The following is a 14,277-nucleotide window of genomic DNA, read 5'->3' on the forward strand; positions in this document are numbered from 1 at the left end:
CTCTTATTCGTTTGCTTCTCTTAACTGCGTTTCACATTTTTCGATTAATTCACTAGAAAATTCATAGAACTGTTCATTCGTTCCCGATTTATGTGAGAGCGCTTGTTGGAACTGTTCTTTCGCTTGATTAATCGCATCCTGTGCCGCTTGTAACTGGTTACCATTCATACTTTTCGTTGCCTGGCCGACGAGATGCTGAGCTGATTTAATGGACATTTCAATTTGTTGCAAATCAGAATATGGTTCTGACATACTATCCCACCTTTACGATTCATTCAAGAATAGTATGACCATGAGGATGCTTTTTAAACCATAGGGTTTATCATGATCCAGAGTTCTATATCATCGGAAAATGACGTAAAAAAAAGGAACTGATGATTTCATCAGTTCCTTTTGAAAATTATATTTTTAGAGTTTGTTTACGTTAGCAGCTTGAGGTCCGCGATTTCCTTCAACGATTTCGAAAGAAACGTCTTGGCCTTCTTCAAGTGTTTTGAAACCTTCATCATTGATTGCTGAGAAGTGTACGAATACATCGTCAGCTCCGTCGATTTCGATGAAACCGAATCCTTTTTCTGCATTAAACCATTTTACTTTACCGTTTTGCATGTTTGTTCCTCCTAAAAGCTTAGCACAATCTTTGTGCACTTTAAAATTCAACCATTCACTGGATGTTGAATAAGAGATATTCGATGTGTACGAGATTAGTGCACGAAAAATCGAAATCAAAGTCTCAATCAAATATCCTATGTGATAAATGGTTAACTACAATATAACGTCTCATTAGAAAAATGTCAAGACTATCAACTGATTAGAACATAATCCTTAACGGGAAGAATAAAGTTGGGTAAGATGGAAATTGGAAAGATGCATTCTTACATATGGAGGGGTTCTATGAAGCCGGAAGTAAAATTCAAAAGTGATATTGATATTGCACAGGAATCTAAGATGACTCGCATCACTACAATTGCCGAGCAGCTAGGATTATATGAAGATGAATGGGAACCTTATGGTCATTATAAAGCAAAGATTTCATTAAATGCGATGAAGCGTTTGAATGAAAAGCCCTCTGGAAAAGTCATACTTGTAACAGCGATCAATCCTACTCCTGCAGGGGAAGGGAAAAGCACTGTAACAGTTGGTTTAGCGCAGGCACTAAATCGAATCGGTGAAAAAGCCATCGTTGCCATGAGGGAACCTTCACTTGGTCCAAGTATGGGGATTAAAGGAGGTGCAGCTGGAGGTGGTTATTCGCAAGTGATGCCGATGGAAGATATTAACCTCCATTTTACTGGAGATTTACATGCAATAACTTCTGCACATAATGCTTTATCTGCCCTTATCGATAACCATATTCATCAAGGAAATGAAATTGGTTTTGATACAAGGCGCGTCACTTGGAAGCGCGTTGTGGATTTAAATGACCGAGCATTACGTAATGTCATTGTTGGTCTAGGTGGCCCTACACAAGGTGTACCTCGTGAAGATGGGTTTGATATTACAGTAGCGTCTGAAATCATGGCGATTCTATGTCTTGCTTCAGACATAACTGATTTAAAGAAGCGTCTTTCTTCAATTGTAGTAGGGTATAGCATGTCAAAAGAACCGATTACTGTTGGGGATTTAGGTGTAGAGGGAGCGATTACACTTCTTTTAAAAGATGCGATGAATCCGAATCTTGTTCAAACGTTGGAGAATACTCCAGCCCTGATCCACGGTGGACCTTTTGCTAATATTGCTCATGGATGTAACAGCGTGGCAGCAACCAAAATGGCGCAAAAGCTTTCTGACTATGTGATTACTGAAGCAGGATTTGGGGCTGATCTCGGAGCTGAAAAGTTTTTCGATATTAAAACTAGAGCTGGCAATATTGATCCTGCAGCAACCGTAATTGTAGCAACCATTCGAGCTCTTAAAATGCATGGCGGAGTACCAAAAGATAACCTAAAAAAAGAAGATGTTGGTGCGCTAAAAGCTGGACTATCAAATCTGGAACAGCATGTCTCTTCAATTAAAAAATTTGGTGTACCATATGTTGTCGCCATTAATCGGTTTCTAACAGACACGGACCTAGAAGTGAATACTCTCTTAGAATGGTGTAAAGAAAATGGTATCCCTGTAGCGCTAACAGATGTATGGGCCCGAGGAGGAGAAGGCGGCGTAGAGCTCGCAGAAACGTTATTAAACGAAATGGAACGAACTGAAAACCAGTTTAAGCCTCTATATGACCTTGATTGTTCAATTACAGAGAAAATCGAAACAATCGCTAAAGAAATTTACGGTGCTTCGGGGATAGAATTGTCCTCTAAAGCTAAGAAACAAATGAAAGAATTCGAAGAAAATGGTTGGGGGAAACTTCCTGTTTGTATGGCGAAAACACAATATTCTCTTTCGGATGACCCTTCGTTACTCGGAAGACCTTCTGGCTTTACGATAACCATTCGCGAATTCCGTCCTTCCATTGGAGCCGGATTTATCGTAGCATTAACCGGGAACGTAATGACGATGCCTGGATTACCTAAAAAACCAGCGGCCCTTAACATGGATGTTTCTGAAGACGGAACAGCAATTGGGCTTTTCTAGAAAGAGTGGATATATGATGTCGAATACAGCTTTAACAAAAAAATTAATACGTGATTCAAGAACGACCAAATCAAGCTTCGTACTACCTTCTGACACAAATACTCATGGAACCTTGTTTGGTGGAAAGCTAATGTCTTACATAGATGACATTGCTGCCATAGCTGCATCTAAGCACGCTAGATCAGCAGTAGTTACTGCATCAGCTGACTCAATTGATTTCCTTAGTCCTATTCGTGAAGGTGAAGTAGTCAGCTTAGAGGCCTATGTAAGTTGGACACACAATACTTCAATGGAAGTGTTTGTGAAAATATTTGCAGAAAATGTGTTAACAGGAAGAAAGAAAGTGTGCGCAACGTCCTTCTTAACTTTCGTTGCTCTAGATGAAGAGAGTATACCTGCAAGAGTGCCTGAAGCAATGCCTGAGACAGAAGAAGAGAGATTTGTGAATGATGGTGGACTAGAGCGTATGAAAGCAAGAAAAGCGAGGAGAAAACACTCGCAAACATTAGCCAGTGAATTTGGTTCATTTTCTTAAGAAATAAGCTCCGTTAGCTTAAATTGTTGATTATCAATATTGTCCCATTCGACTGGTTATCAAAGAGCTTGAATGAGCTAAAAATTAACTGCGTATAGCTAAAAAAGATCTGCAAATATGCAGATCTCATGTTTCAAACCCGAGAATAAAATTGTTTTGCCGATCCTGAATTTGCTGTTGCGCTCGATTAAGGGCGTCACGCTGTTCAGGATTTGCGCTGTGAATCATTTTATCTAATTCTCCGGACATTTGCTCAAGTAATTGCTGTGTTTCAGTATAGCTATTATCAGTAATGGCTGATTGCTGTTTGGTAGCAAGCTGAAGCTGTTCGTCGGCATATTCAACAAGCTCATGAGCGTTTTTTAACATTTCCTCTAGTTTTCGGTATGTGGACAATGTGCACATCTCCTTTTCGTAATTGGTCACGATTAGTATTGACAGGAAAGACACTTTTATGAGAAACAAGGGGAAATTCCGGGTGTGGAAGTGATATACTAAGACAAGCAAAAAGAAAGGCGTGAATCAAGTTGGCAAGTGAATTATATGCAGGAGAAATGGCGACGCTACGTGTCGCACGTATACAAGAATACGGATATTTTCTAACAAATGGATTCGAAGACGTTATGCTTCATAAAAAAGAAGCTAAAAATAACTATGAAGAAAATGATGAAGTTGAGGTATTTTTGTACCATGATCATCAGGGGAGACTTTCAGCAACTGAAACAATACCAACTGTTACAGTTGATTCATTCTCGATTCTAAAGGTCGTAGAAGTGAAAAGAAGCCTTGGTGTTTTTGTTGATATTGGTATTCAAAAGGACATGCTGTTATCAAAAGATGATCTACCTTATGATTGGGCAACTTGGCCAGCAATTGGTGATGAATTGTATTGCGGATTAAAGCTCGATAAAAAGCAGCGCCTGTTTGCAGATTTAAGTAAATTTGAAGAAATACAGGAGCTTTCTAAATCAGCACCGGCAGAATGTAAAAATGATGAAGTAGAAGGCCTGGTGTTTCGCTTCCTTGAAGACGGTGTTTCAATTTTAACCAATGAAGGATACCTTGCTTATCTTCATAAGGATGAGATGAAGGATCAAGTGAGACTTGGCCAGCGTCTTACAGTGAGGATCACGTTTGTAAGAGAAGATGGACGTATAAATGTATCCACAAGACCACTTGTGAAAGAAGCAAGACTTGAGGACTCTGAACGTTTAGTTGCTTATATGCAAGAGCGTGACAATCAGATGCCATTTACAGACAAAAGTAATCCAGAAGCCATAAAGAGTGAGTTTAACATCAGTAAAGCTGCTTTTAAGCGAGCTATGGGGAAACTTATTAAAGAAAAGAAAATTGAACAAAAAGACGGAGTAACGTTCCTTAGAACGTAATATGACATCTTTTTCTTCGTGTAATGGGCGCTTACGAGCGGATACTATACGTAAGCTCCTAGAAAGGGGGCATGTCATTGGACATTACTGACTATGACAAAGCTCTATATTACACACATCATTGTGCTTGCATTGAATTAAGTATTCTGATGATGAAGACAGAAGACGATATTCTTTCGAAGCGAATTGAGCATTTTGTTCATGCGTTTATACGTGAAACTGAATTTTTGAAGGTGAAAGAAGCACGAGACACACTTCTTACCTATATAGACTATGTGTATCGAATGGAACCTGAAATGAGCGATATGACAGCAATAAATCAGACTTTTGACTGACCCTAAACTACCCGGGTCAGTTTTTTTGTGGCATAAAAAGGTTTAAAATTGTCGAATAGGGTATAATTGTAGTAAAAAATAAGGAGCAGGTGAGAAATATGAATCAACAGCAGCTGCACAGTGTACTTGAAAGCATGCGATTACCTAATGGAGCTTATGTTGCAAGTACATCCGATGATTACGACTACGTTTGGATCAGAGATGTATGCTATGCGGTTATGCCATATTTAAATTCAAAGTGTTCACGATATGAAAAAGCTTATCATGCGCTGCTCACATTATTGAGAAAGTATGAATGGAAAATCGATATTCATACGGAGCAGAAACCACAATACTTACATGAATACATTCATGCCAGATACACAAGAGATCTTGAAGAAATTCCTGTTGAATGGGGTCATGCACAAAATGATGCAATAGGAATATTCCTGTTTGGTATAGGACAAGGAATTCAAAATGGAAAGCCGATGCTAAGGGACAAAGTTGATCATCGCATCGTTCAGAAGCTTGTCAACTACTTAGAATGTCTAGAATACTGGAAAAGCCCAGACAACGGCATGTGGGAAGAAAATGTAGAAGTTCATGCTTCAAGTGTTGGAGCATGTGTTGCAGGATTACAAGCAGTAAAGACGCTCGTTAATGTTCCCTCTTATATGATTGAAAAGGGTCAGGAAGTCCTGAATGAACTTCTACCTTGTGAGAGCGAAACGAAAGAAGCTGATTTAGCGCTATTATCCTTAATTTATCCTTTAAATGTTGTAACAAGAGAACAAGCCATTCAAATTGTAGATCGTATCACGGGACAACTCGAGCGAAAACGCGGAGTTATTCGTTATGAAAACGATGTTTATTACAATGAAGGTAGTGAAGCAGAGTGGTGCTTCGGATTTCCTTGGCTCGGTTTATGTTATGAGCAGCTAGGTGAACTAGATAAAATGAATGAATATTGGACGAAAACTATGAGTATTACACCTGAAAGTGGTAAAATTCCAGAACTTTATATTGGTGGTACTGATATTCCAAATAAAAACACTCCACTTGCATGGTCTATTTCGATGGCATACCAGCTACAGGTTCGAATGAACGAAATGCAAGAGAATGTATCATAACTTAAAAAGTTTTTTTCAAAAAGCTATGTTAGTTTATATTGTTGCTCATTCGGTTGAAACGTTCATTAACTTAGCCATTCAAAAGGTTGCGGTTTATCCGCAACCTTTTTTCTATAGGCTATTAAACAAAAAGCATTTTTTGTGAAATATTATTCCGTTATTTGTCGAAAAAAGCATGTATTTTTCGACAAATATTTTTTTTGAAGGAATGACCATATTACATGTCGAATCTTTAGGATGTAGAGGATAACTATGGTGGAATCCCTATATTTATCAATGAGAGCGAGGTGCCGCAATGACTGTATCGATGCCGACAGATTACGATCGGTATTTATTTCATCAGGGAAATTTATTTCAGGCTTATCGTTCAATGGGCGCCCATTTAAGGGAAGAAGACGGACGATTTGGAGTCAGGTTTACAGTCTGGGCTCCTCACGCTGCAGCCGTATCTGTAACAGGGAATTTTAATCAATGGGATCCCACATCGCATCGAATGGAGAAAATCGAAGAGTCCGGTCTCTGGTCGTTATTTGTAGAAGATCTATCAGAAGACGAACTCTACAAGTATGCTGTCGAAACAGGTGCAGGCGAGATTCTAATGAAATCTGATCCGTATGCATTTTATTCAGAGTTAAAACCGAAGACAGCATCTATTGTTAAAAAAGTCGATGAGTATGATTGGCAAGATGCAAAATGGATGAACAAAAGAAAGAAAACGGCTCCTTATGATAGCCCGCTATCGATTTATGAAGTTCATCCAGGGTCCTGGCGTAGAAAAGAGGACGGCTCTTATTATTCTTATCGGGATCTTATGGAGGAGCTCATTCCTTACGTCAAGGAACTCGGTTACACGCACATTGAACTAATGCCCGTTATGGAGCATCCTTTTGATCGATCTTGGGGATATCAGATTACCGGCTATTTTTCTGTAACAAGTCGGTTTGGACAACCGGATGATTTAAAAGCATTTATTGATCGATGTCACCAAGAAGACATCGGTGTACTGCTTGATTGGGTACCTGCTCATTTTTGCAAAGATGCGCATGGACTAGGTCAATTTGATGGAGGTCCTGTTTTTGAGCCTTCAGATCCTGCTCGTGCTGAGCGACATAATTGGGGAACGTACAATTTTGATTATAGTAAACCAGAAGTTGTCAGTTTTCTTATTTCAAATGCGTTGTTCTGGTTTGACTACTACCATATAGATGGTTTAAGAGTGGATGCTGTATCACAGATGTTACTTTATCATCATGACCATGAAAGTGGTGGCGTTGAAGGCGAGAACTCTGCGGCCAAGGAATTCATTCAGAAACTAAATCGTACGGTATTTGAACAATACCCGAATGTGCTGATGATGGCAGAAGAATCAACCGACTACCCGCTTGTAAGTGCTCCGATCCATGAAGGTGGGCTCGGCTTCAATTATAAATGGAACATGGGATGGATGAATGACGTACTGAAGTATATGGAGCTCCATATGGATGATCGAAAGCATCATCACAATTTATTAACTTTTTCGTTTTTTTACGCTTTTTCAGAGAATTATCTTCTTCCTCTTTCTCATGATGAGGTCGTACATGGGAAGAAGTCATTGTTAAATAAAATGCCAGGTGATTATTGGCAGAAGTTTGCCAATCTTCGTACGCTTTATGGGTACATGATGGCTCATCCAGGAAAGAAACTGCTTTTTATGGGTGGAGAATTTGGTCAGTACGATGAATGGAAAGATTTATCTGAACTAGACTGGATGGTTTTGGACTATGACATGCATAGTAAGGTGAATGCCTATGTAAAAGATTTGAACCACTTTTACCTTGATTCAAGGGCCATGTGGCGAATTGATCATGAATCAGAAGGATTTGAATGGATTGATGCGAACGATAACTCCCAGTCCGTGCTAACGTTTATGAGAAAAGGAAAAGCGAAGGGCGATTGTGATATCGCCATCATTAATTTTTCTCCTAATGTCTACTATGATTATCGCATTGGTGTTCCATCTTCCGGTACTTATATCGAAATATTTAATAGCGATCAAGAAAAGTATGGTGGTTCAGGTCAACTTAACGCAGAAATCTTACAAAGCGATAAAAAACCGTATCACAATCAGCCTTGTAGTCTAATGCTTAAAGTACCACCACTTGGAATTGTTATTCTCGGCAAAAAAAATAAAAGCAACCTTGAAAGGAGAAATCGCTATGTCTAAAAAGCGTTGTGTCGCTATGCTACTTGCAGGAGGTCAAGGGACAAGACTTGGAAAGTTAACAACTCGTCTTGCTAAGCCAGCAGTCCCGTTCGGAGGGAAATATCGTATTATTGATTTCACCCTCAGTAACTGTAGTAATTCAGGAATTGATACGGTAGGGGTTCTGACGCAATATCAGCCTTACATATTGAATTCGTATATTGGAATCGGGAGTTCTTGGGACCTTGACCGAAAAAATGGAGGTGTATCTGTTCTACCACCATATATGGGTCAAAAAGGTGGCGAATGGTATCGCGGCACAGCGAATGCGATTTACCAGAACATGTACTACATTAAACAATATGATCCGGAGTATGTTCTAGTTATTTCAGGTGACCACATCTATAAAATGGACTACTCTGAAATGTTGGATTACCATGAACAGCGCAATGCAGATGCCACAATTGCTGTGCTTGAAGTGCCATGGCATGAAGCAAGTCGCTTCGGAATCATGAACACTGATGATGAAGATCGTATTGTCGAGTTTCAAGAAAAGCCTGCTGAACCGAAAACTAACCTTGCCTCTATGGGGATTTACATTTTTAACTGGAAAGCGCTTGAGAAATATTTAACCGAAGATGAGCAAAAGTCAGATTCATCAAATGACTTTGGTAAAGATATCATTCCGGCTATGATTGAAGATGAAAAGAACGTTTTCGCATATTCGTTCAACGGTTATTGGAAAGACGTTGGTACGTTACAAAGTTTATGGGAAGCAAATATGGATTTACTTGATGATGATCCAAGCTTAATTCTAAATGATCCTGCCTGGAAAATTTATTCGGTTAACCCGAACCAACCACCTCAATATATCGCACCTCAAGCAAAGGTAACGCGTTCTCTTGTCAATGAAGGATGTGTTGTATATGGAGAAGTGTATCGTTCCGTATTGTTCTATGGTGTTCATGTTGGCCTTGGAAGCACAATTAAAAATTCGATTATAATGCCAAATGTGAAAATTGGCGCGAATGTAACGATTGAAAACGCTATCGTAGAAAGTGGAACGGTAGTAGAAGATGGCATGACACTAGGATCAAGCGATGGTTCGATCTCGTTAATTGCAGACGGCGAAATTGTATCGGTACCAAAATAGAGTAGGGGGATGAAACGATGAAAAAAGTAGTAGGAGTTATTAACCTCGTAGATGAAAAAAACACGCTGAGTGAGTTAACCAATCATCGGAGCTTTGCCTCTGTTCCATTTGCAGGGCGGTATCGACTCATTGATTTCTCATTATCGAATTTAACAAACGCAGGAGTGAATACAGTTGCCGTATTCACTCGTGAAAAATACCGTTCTTTATTTGACCATTTAGGATCCGGACGAGAGTGGGATCTAGATCGTCATCAAGGAGGTCTTTTCTTTCAGCCTCCAGCAGATGAAGAGCGCAGAAGCACTGGAGATATTCACTCTTTTCATGAAAACCTTTCCTTTTTCAAAAGAAGCCTTTCCCATTACGTTCTAGTAACAAATGGTCAGCTCGTTTGGAATGTTGATTTCGATCAGATCATTGAAGAACATGAAGCTCAGAACGCCGATATCACTGTTGTCTACAAGCCATGTGATGATCCTTATACGAGCGGAAGTCATTACAATGTGCTTTATACAAACGATGATGAGCGCGTTGATCGCTTAAACCTTGGCGTTGAGCCCCTTCCAGGAGATAACGTTTATTTAAACACTTTTCTGATGAAATCTTCTCTTCTCATTTCCCTCGTGGAAGATAGTATTGAATCAGGTAAGTATCAATCAATTAATGAAGCAATTGCCGCAAGTCTGGATCGCTATCATGTGCATGCGCACCATTTCGGTGGATATGTAACATTTATTGATAGTGTTGAAAGCTACTATCGCTACAGCATGGAGATGCTTGATCCAAACGTGACGCAGGAACTATTTTACAATACTGGCCCGATTTATACGAAGGTAAAACACGAATCACCGGCTAAATACCTTGAAAGCTCCACCGTATCGAACTCATTAATCGCAAACGGTTGTACGATATCAGGGACAGTCGAAAATAGTATTTTATTTAGAGGTATCCGCGTTGGAAAAGGAGCTGTGATTCGAAATAGCATTATCATGCAAAAGTGCGAAATTGGTGAAGGAGCCGTTATCGAGAATGTGATTCTTGATAAAGACGTATCCGTTTCGCCTAATGAGACAGTGACTTCTGAAGATCAGCCGAGAGTTATTGCTAAATCCACCGTCATCTAGTAGGAGGAAGTTGAAATGAATGTATTATTTGCCGCTTCTGAAGGTCATCCCTTTATCAAAACAGGGGGATTGGGCGATGTAATAGGCGCCCTTCCAAAGGCCCTTCAAAAGCAGGGAGCGAATGTATCCGTAATTTTACCTAAATATCAAGATATGAATGAAACGTACAAAAGTCAGCTTGAACTGAAAGAAGCAATCACAGTTTCTGTAGGTTGGCGAGATAAGTATTGCGGAATTGAAATGCTTAAGCTTGATGGAATTACCTATTATTTCATTGACAATGAGTATTATTTTAAGCGTAGCGGTAGCTATGGTTATTTTGATGATGGAGAACGTTTTTCATTCTTCTGTAAGGCTGTATTAGAAGCCATTCCGTATTTAGAAGAGCAACCGGACATTCTTCATTGTCATGATTGGCAAACAGGGATGATTCCTGTTTTGAAAAAAGCTCATTACCGAAATCATCCTTATTATGAAGGGATGAAAGTGGTATATACCATCCATAACCTTCGTTACCAGGGAGTGTTTCCAAAAACAATCCTTCATGATTTGCTCGACTTAAGTGAACTCCACTTCAATAATGAAGGTGTGGAATTTCATGGGAACGTCAGCTTCATGAAAGGCGGACTGCTTTATGCAGATTATATTACAACGGTAAGTCCTGCCTATGCGGAAGAAATTAAGCAACCTTACTTTGGTGAATACTTGGATGGCGTTATGAGAAAAAGAGAAGATGAATTTGTTGGGATTATTAATGGAATTGATACGGAACTTTATGATCCTGCTAAAGATACAGCACTTCCTTATTCCTATCACGCAACACACTTACTTAAAGAAAAAAACAAAACAGATCTTCAGAAAAAGCTGGGCTTACAAGTAGGAGAGGGAATACCTGTCCTGGCTCTTATCACTAGACTCGTAGAACAAAAAGGAATCGATCTTTTCTTTAGAGTTCTTCCTCAAATTATGGAGGAAAAGGTTCAGGTTGTCGTTCTTGGAACAGGTGATGAGCACTACGAGCATATGCTGCGAGAGGCTGAAGCTCGTTACCCAGGCAGGTTCAGCGCAAATATCTATTTCGATGACGGGTTTGCTAGACAGCTTTATGCTGCCTCCGATTTATTCCTAATGCCTTCTCAATTTGAGCCATGCGGAATCAGTCAGCTGATCGCTCTAAGATACGGTAGTCTACCGATCGTTCGAGAAACAGGCGGGTTAAAAGATACCGTACTACCTTATAACCAATTCACCGGTGAAGGACACGGATTTAGCTTTGCGAACTACAATGCTCATGAAATGCTAGATACAATTAATCTTGCTCTAGATCTTTATCATCATAATGAAATCACATGGAGAAAATTAGTCGTGCGAGCGATGCGTCTTAATTACTCATGGGAAGCTTCATCAGCGAAATACATGAATTTGTACAATAATCTATTAAAGTAATGCTCATATATTCCGATAAGAGAAGCAGGGGAATTATTCCTCTGCTTCATTTTTGATTCGGAAAGTGACCAGGCTTAATTGATGAGTCATTTGAACGAGGCAAAACGTGTGAATTCACGATGATTCTTACCAGCTATTACATAGACAGATTATGACTTAGATAGGAGAAAGAGCCTTATGTTTACATGCTCAAAATGCAACGTGATTCCAGATATCCCTTCTTCTGGTTATTTAGAAATCGTTACAGCTGTGCCGCAGCTTCGACAAAGTTTAAATGAATTGATATTCCAAAGTGAATCTTTGAATTCTCTTACAGTCTCCTATGAAAATTCGGAATCCCTGCTTGAAATTTGTCATCGCATCAGTTCTCATTTTAATGATGCGGCAAAACAAATGTTTTTTTGTGGAACGGGAACAGTGGATGGAATAAAGAGGAGCTCAGTTCTTTCATTTCCTCAATTTTATTCAAGGCTCAAACATCCAGATTTTATAGAGGTTATGAGAAATTCTCTCTTTACTAGCCATATGCAGCCCATCATCACACTTGATAATAATGATATTACAGGGTATGAATTCTTGATGCGGCCGACTAATGAGCGCTATCCTTTTTATCCAAATGAATTATTCGATATGGCTAGACAATCTGGTCTTCAAGCCTTTCTTGACAGCGCTGCAAGAATTGCTTCTATTAAAATCAGTGCGTCACATCTTTCAAAAGGCGTTAAACGCTTCATTAATTTTCTCCCTTCTTCGATTTATGATCCAGCTCATTGCTTACGAACAACTTTCCAAACTGTTGAAGCGTACAATCTCGATCCAAGAGATTTAGTATTTGAAGTAGTAGAAACTGAGAAGATTGACGAAGTAGATCATTTAAAACAAATCTTTCGCTCATATCAGCAAGAAGGAATGAAAATGGCGCTAGATGATGTAGGCACTGGATACGCTACGAAAGAAATGCTCCTTCAGTTGAAGCCCGACTATGCGAAGATTGACCGCAGTGTTATTTCTCATTGCGATCAAGATTCTGAAAAACAAGAGAAACTGATCGAAATGATTTATCTATCAAAGGAAGAGGGGATTACGTTACTGGCGGAAGGAATTGAACGTAAAGAAGAAGCTGATTTTTGTAGGCAAATGGGAATACCGCTTGGACAAGGCTATTATTTTGGGCGTCCGGCTGAACGGCCAATTGATTCAATACAAGTTTAATATTAAAAGAAGGGGTTTCCCTTCTTTTTCTTATGGAAATTTCTTCTCAAAACCGATATGCTTACGAAAGATTACTAAATTGAGGTGACAGGATGCTAACTTTTTATCGGCGTTATGCGCGAACAGCTTTTGATATTGGACTGATCGTGTTAACGGTTTTTTTAATTATGCTTGTCTCGAGTTTCTTATTTGAAATTGCGGCACCGATTATCGTAGGGTACATTATTTTTCTAGTTATCGAACCTTTCGCTCGGTTTCTAAATCGGAAGGGAATAGGCAAAACAGCTGCAACTACTATTTCCACGCTTGTTTTTGTATTAATCGTGGTGAGCGTAGTCTTTCTAGCAGGCGCAATTTTTGTTCTTCAATTGCAAAACTTAATCAGCCTTATTCCTGGATACGTTGCGAAATTCCAGGATCAAATTATGAACTATGTGCATTGGGGGCAGCTCCAGTTAAACGCCTTACCTCCAGATGTACTAGAGAAGGCGCAAGATTTTTCACTAACGCTCGTTGAGAAAGCATCCATTATGTTGACGACTTTATTAAATAGCGTGTTTGCTTTTGTGACGTCCATTCCAACTCTTGTGATTAATTTCATTATTGGAATTGTTCTCGCGTATTTTTTAAGTATTGAGATTGAAATGTGGAAGCGAATTGCGGCGAAGCGAACACCAAATACATTTAAGACGGCTTATTTCTTCCTGAAGGAAAATGTATTAAGCGGAATCGGAGCGTATTTAAAAGCGCAGCTAAAGCTTATTACGATCACATTTGTACTCGTTCTATGCGGGCTATGGATATTAAGAGTGGATAATGCCTTCACACTTGCGCTTTTATCTGCTTTTTTCGATCTTCTTCCGCTTCTTGGCGTTTCGGCGATTTTCATTCCATGGGCAATCTATCTTCTTGCGGTTGGGCAAACTTCTCTCGCAGTATCCCTATTGATTCTACTTGGGGTGGTTATGCTAGTGAGACAAATCATGGAGCCGAAAATTACGGGAGATTCACTAGGTGTATCTGCGTTTACAATTCTTTCATTTATGATTATTTCTCTTTCACTATTTGGAATTGCGGGAGTCGTATTATCACCGATTTTGCTCATTCTCATTAAAGCGTTATATGATCACGGATATTTAAGTAAATGGATCCATCTTCCTAGTGAAGAATTCATAGATCCAGAGGAAAGACGGTAGGAAGGAAGAACGGA

General features: G+C 39.4%; 14 protein-coding genes. 11 read left to right on the forward strand and 3 right to left on the reverse strand.

The window, feature by feature from the left end; translation table 11 throughout:
- Positions 1–3: 3 nt before the first annotated feature.
- Together IQ283_RS18450 and cspD are read right to left on the reverse strand one after the other, a co-directional pair.
- On the reverse strand, positions 4–252 hold the full coding sequence (locus tag IQ283_RS18450) for a DUF2564 family protein (RefSeq protein WP_194221546.1): 249 nt from the start codon (positions 250–252) through the stop codon (positions 4–6).
- Positions 253–408: 156 nt separating this feature from the next.
- Positions 409–609 carry a cold-shock protein CspD gene (gene cspD / locus IQ283_RS18455; protein WP_194221547.1) on the reverse strand — a complete coding sequence of 67 codons (201 nt, stop codon included), beginning with the start codon at positions 607–609 and terminating at the stop codon, positions 409–411.
- Positions 610–894: 285 nt separating this feature from the next.
- Between cspD and IQ283_RS18460 the strand changes: the two genes are divergently transcribed.
- Positions 895–2,583 carry a formate--tetrahydrofolate ligase gene (locus IQ283_RS18460; protein WP_194221548.1) on the forward strand — a complete coding sequence of 563 codons (1,689 nt, stop codon included), beginning with the start codon at positions 895–897 and terminating at the stop codon, positions 2,581–2,583.
- Positions 2,584–2,599: 16 nt separating this feature from the next.
- Complete coding sequence (locus IQ283_RS18465) at positions 2,600–3,118, forward strand: acyl-CoA thioesterase (protein WP_194221549.1); 519 nt, start codon at positions 2,600–2,602, stop codon at positions 3,116–3,118.
- Positions 3,119–3,244: 126 nt separating this feature from the next.
- Here IQ283_RS18465 and IQ283_RS18470 read toward each other — a convergent pair whose 3' ends face one another.
- Entirely contained in the window at positions 3,245–3,514 is a 270-nt protein-coding gene (locus tag IQ283_RS18470) for a DUF2524 family protein (RefSeq protein WP_194221550.1), read from the reverse strand.
- 131 nt (positions 3,515–3,645) lie between these two features.
- On the opposite strand from IQ283_RS18470, the gene IQ283_RS18475 reads away from it, so the two are divergent.
- From IQ283_RS18475 to ytvI, 9 genes are all read left to right on the forward strand, one after another.
- The gene (locus tag IQ283_RS18475) at positions 3,646–4,506 is read left to right on the forward strand and encodes a CvfB family protein (protein ID WP_242057384.1); all 861 of its coding nucleotides are present in this window, start codon (positions 3,646–3,648) and stop codon (positions 4,504–4,506) included.
- Between the two features lie 77 nt (positions 4,507–4,583).
- Positions 4,584–4,841 (forward strand): YhdB family protein, encoded by a 258-nt coding sequence (locus IQ283_RS18480; RefSeq protein ID WP_194221551.1) that lies wholly within the window; start codon positions 4,584–4,586, stop codon positions 4,839–4,841.
- A gap of 98 nt (positions 4,842–4,939) precedes the next feature.
- Positions 4,940–5,950, forward strand: a complete 1,011-nt coding sequence (locus IQ283_RS18485; RefSeq protein ID WP_194221552.1) for a glycoside hydrolase family 15 protein — start codon at positions 4,940–4,942, stop codon at positions 5,948–5,950.
- A 295-nt stretch (positions 5,951–6,245) separates the two neighbouring features.
- On the forward strand, positions 6,246–8,153 hold the full coding sequence (gene glgB / locus IQ283_RS18490) for a 1,4-alpha-glucan branching protein GlgB (RefSeq protein WP_194221553.1): 1,908 nt from the start codon (positions 6,246–6,248) through the stop codon (positions 8,151–8,153).
- Complete coding sequence (locus tag IQ283_RS18495) at positions 8,146–9,285, forward strand: glucose-1-phosphate adenylyltransferase (RefSeq protein ID WP_194221554.1); 1,140 nt, start codon at positions 8,146–8,148, stop codon at positions 9,283–9,285. The genes glgB and IQ283_RS18495 overlap by 8 nt, the downstream gene beginning before the upstream one ends.
- Before the next feature lie 17 nt (positions 9,286–9,302).
- On the forward strand, positions 9,303–10,409 hold the full coding sequence (gene glgD / locus IQ283_RS18500; protein WP_194221555.1) for a glucose-1-phosphate adenylyltransferase subunit GlgD: 1,107 nt from the start codon (positions 9,303–9,305) through the stop codon (positions 10,407–10,409).
- A 15-nt stretch (positions 10,410–10,424) separates the two neighbouring features.
- Positions 10,425–11,855, forward strand: a complete 1,431-nt coding sequence (gene glgA / locus IQ283_RS18505) for a glycogen synthase GlgA (RefSeq protein WP_194221556.1) — start codon at positions 10,425–10,427, stop codon at positions 11,853–11,855.
- Between the two features lie 177 nt (positions 11,856–12,032).
- Entirely contained in the window at positions 12,033–13,067 is a 1,035-nt protein-coding gene (locus IQ283_RS18510) for an EAL domain-containing protein (protein ID WP_194221557.1), read from the forward strand.
- 92 nt (positions 13,068–13,159) lie between these two features.
- The gene (gene ytvI / locus IQ283_RS18515) at positions 13,160–14,263 is read left to right on the forward strand and encodes a sporulation integral membrane protein YtvI (RefSeq protein ID WP_194221558.1); all 1,104 of its coding nucleotides are present in this window, start codon (positions 13,160–13,162) and stop codon (positions 14,261–14,263) included.
- Positions 14,264–14,277 lie beyond the last annotated feature (14 nt).

Source organism: Pseudalkalibacillus hwajinpoensis, assembly GCF_015234585.1.
Classification (GTDB): domain Bacteria; phylum Bacillota; class Bacilli; order Bacillales; family Guptibacillaceae; genus Guptibacillus; species Guptibacillus hwajinpoensis_B.

Coding starts and splice junctions, on each gene's coding strand:
- IQ283_RS18450 (WP_194221546.1), bottom strand. CDS start 252: ATGTCAGAACCATATTCTGATTTGCAACAAATTGAAATGTCCATTAAA.
- cspD (WP_194221547.1), bottom strand. CDS start 609: ATGCAAAACGGTAAAGTAAAATGGTTTAATGCAGAAAAAGGATTCGGT.
- ytvI (WP_194221558.1), top strand. CDS start 13,160: ATGCTAACTTTTTATCGGCGTTATGCGCGAACAGCTTTTGATATTGGA.
- IQ283_RS18485 (WP_194221552.1), top strand. CDS start 4,940: ATGAATCAACAGCAGCTGCACAGTGTACTTGAAAGCATGCGATTACCT.
- glgA (WP_194221556.1), top strand. CDS start 10,425: ATGAATGTATTATTTGCCGCTTCTGAAGGTCATCCCTTTATCAAAACA.
- glgB (WP_194221553.1), top strand. CDS start 6,246: ATGACTGTATCGATGCCGACAGATTACGATCGGTATTTATTTCATCAG.
- IQ283_RS18510 (WP_194221557.1), top strand. CDS start 12,033: ATGTTTACATGCTCAAAATGCAACGTGATTCCAGATATCCCTTCTTCT.
- glgD (WP_194221555.1), top strand. CDS start 9,303: ATGAAAAAAGTAGTAGGAGTTATTAACCTCGTAGATGAAAAAAACACG.
- IQ283_RS18495 (WP_194221554.1), top strand. CDS start 8,146: ATGTCTAAAAAGCGTTGTGTCGCTATGCTACTTGCAGGAGGTCAAGGG.
- IQ283_RS18460 (WP_194221548.1), top strand. CDS start 895: ATGAAGCCGGAAGTAAAATTCAAAAGTGATATTGATATTGCACAGGAA.
- IQ283_RS18465 (WP_194221549.1), top strand. CDS start 2,600: ATGTCGAATACAGCTTTAACAAAAAAATTAATACGTGATTCAAGAACG.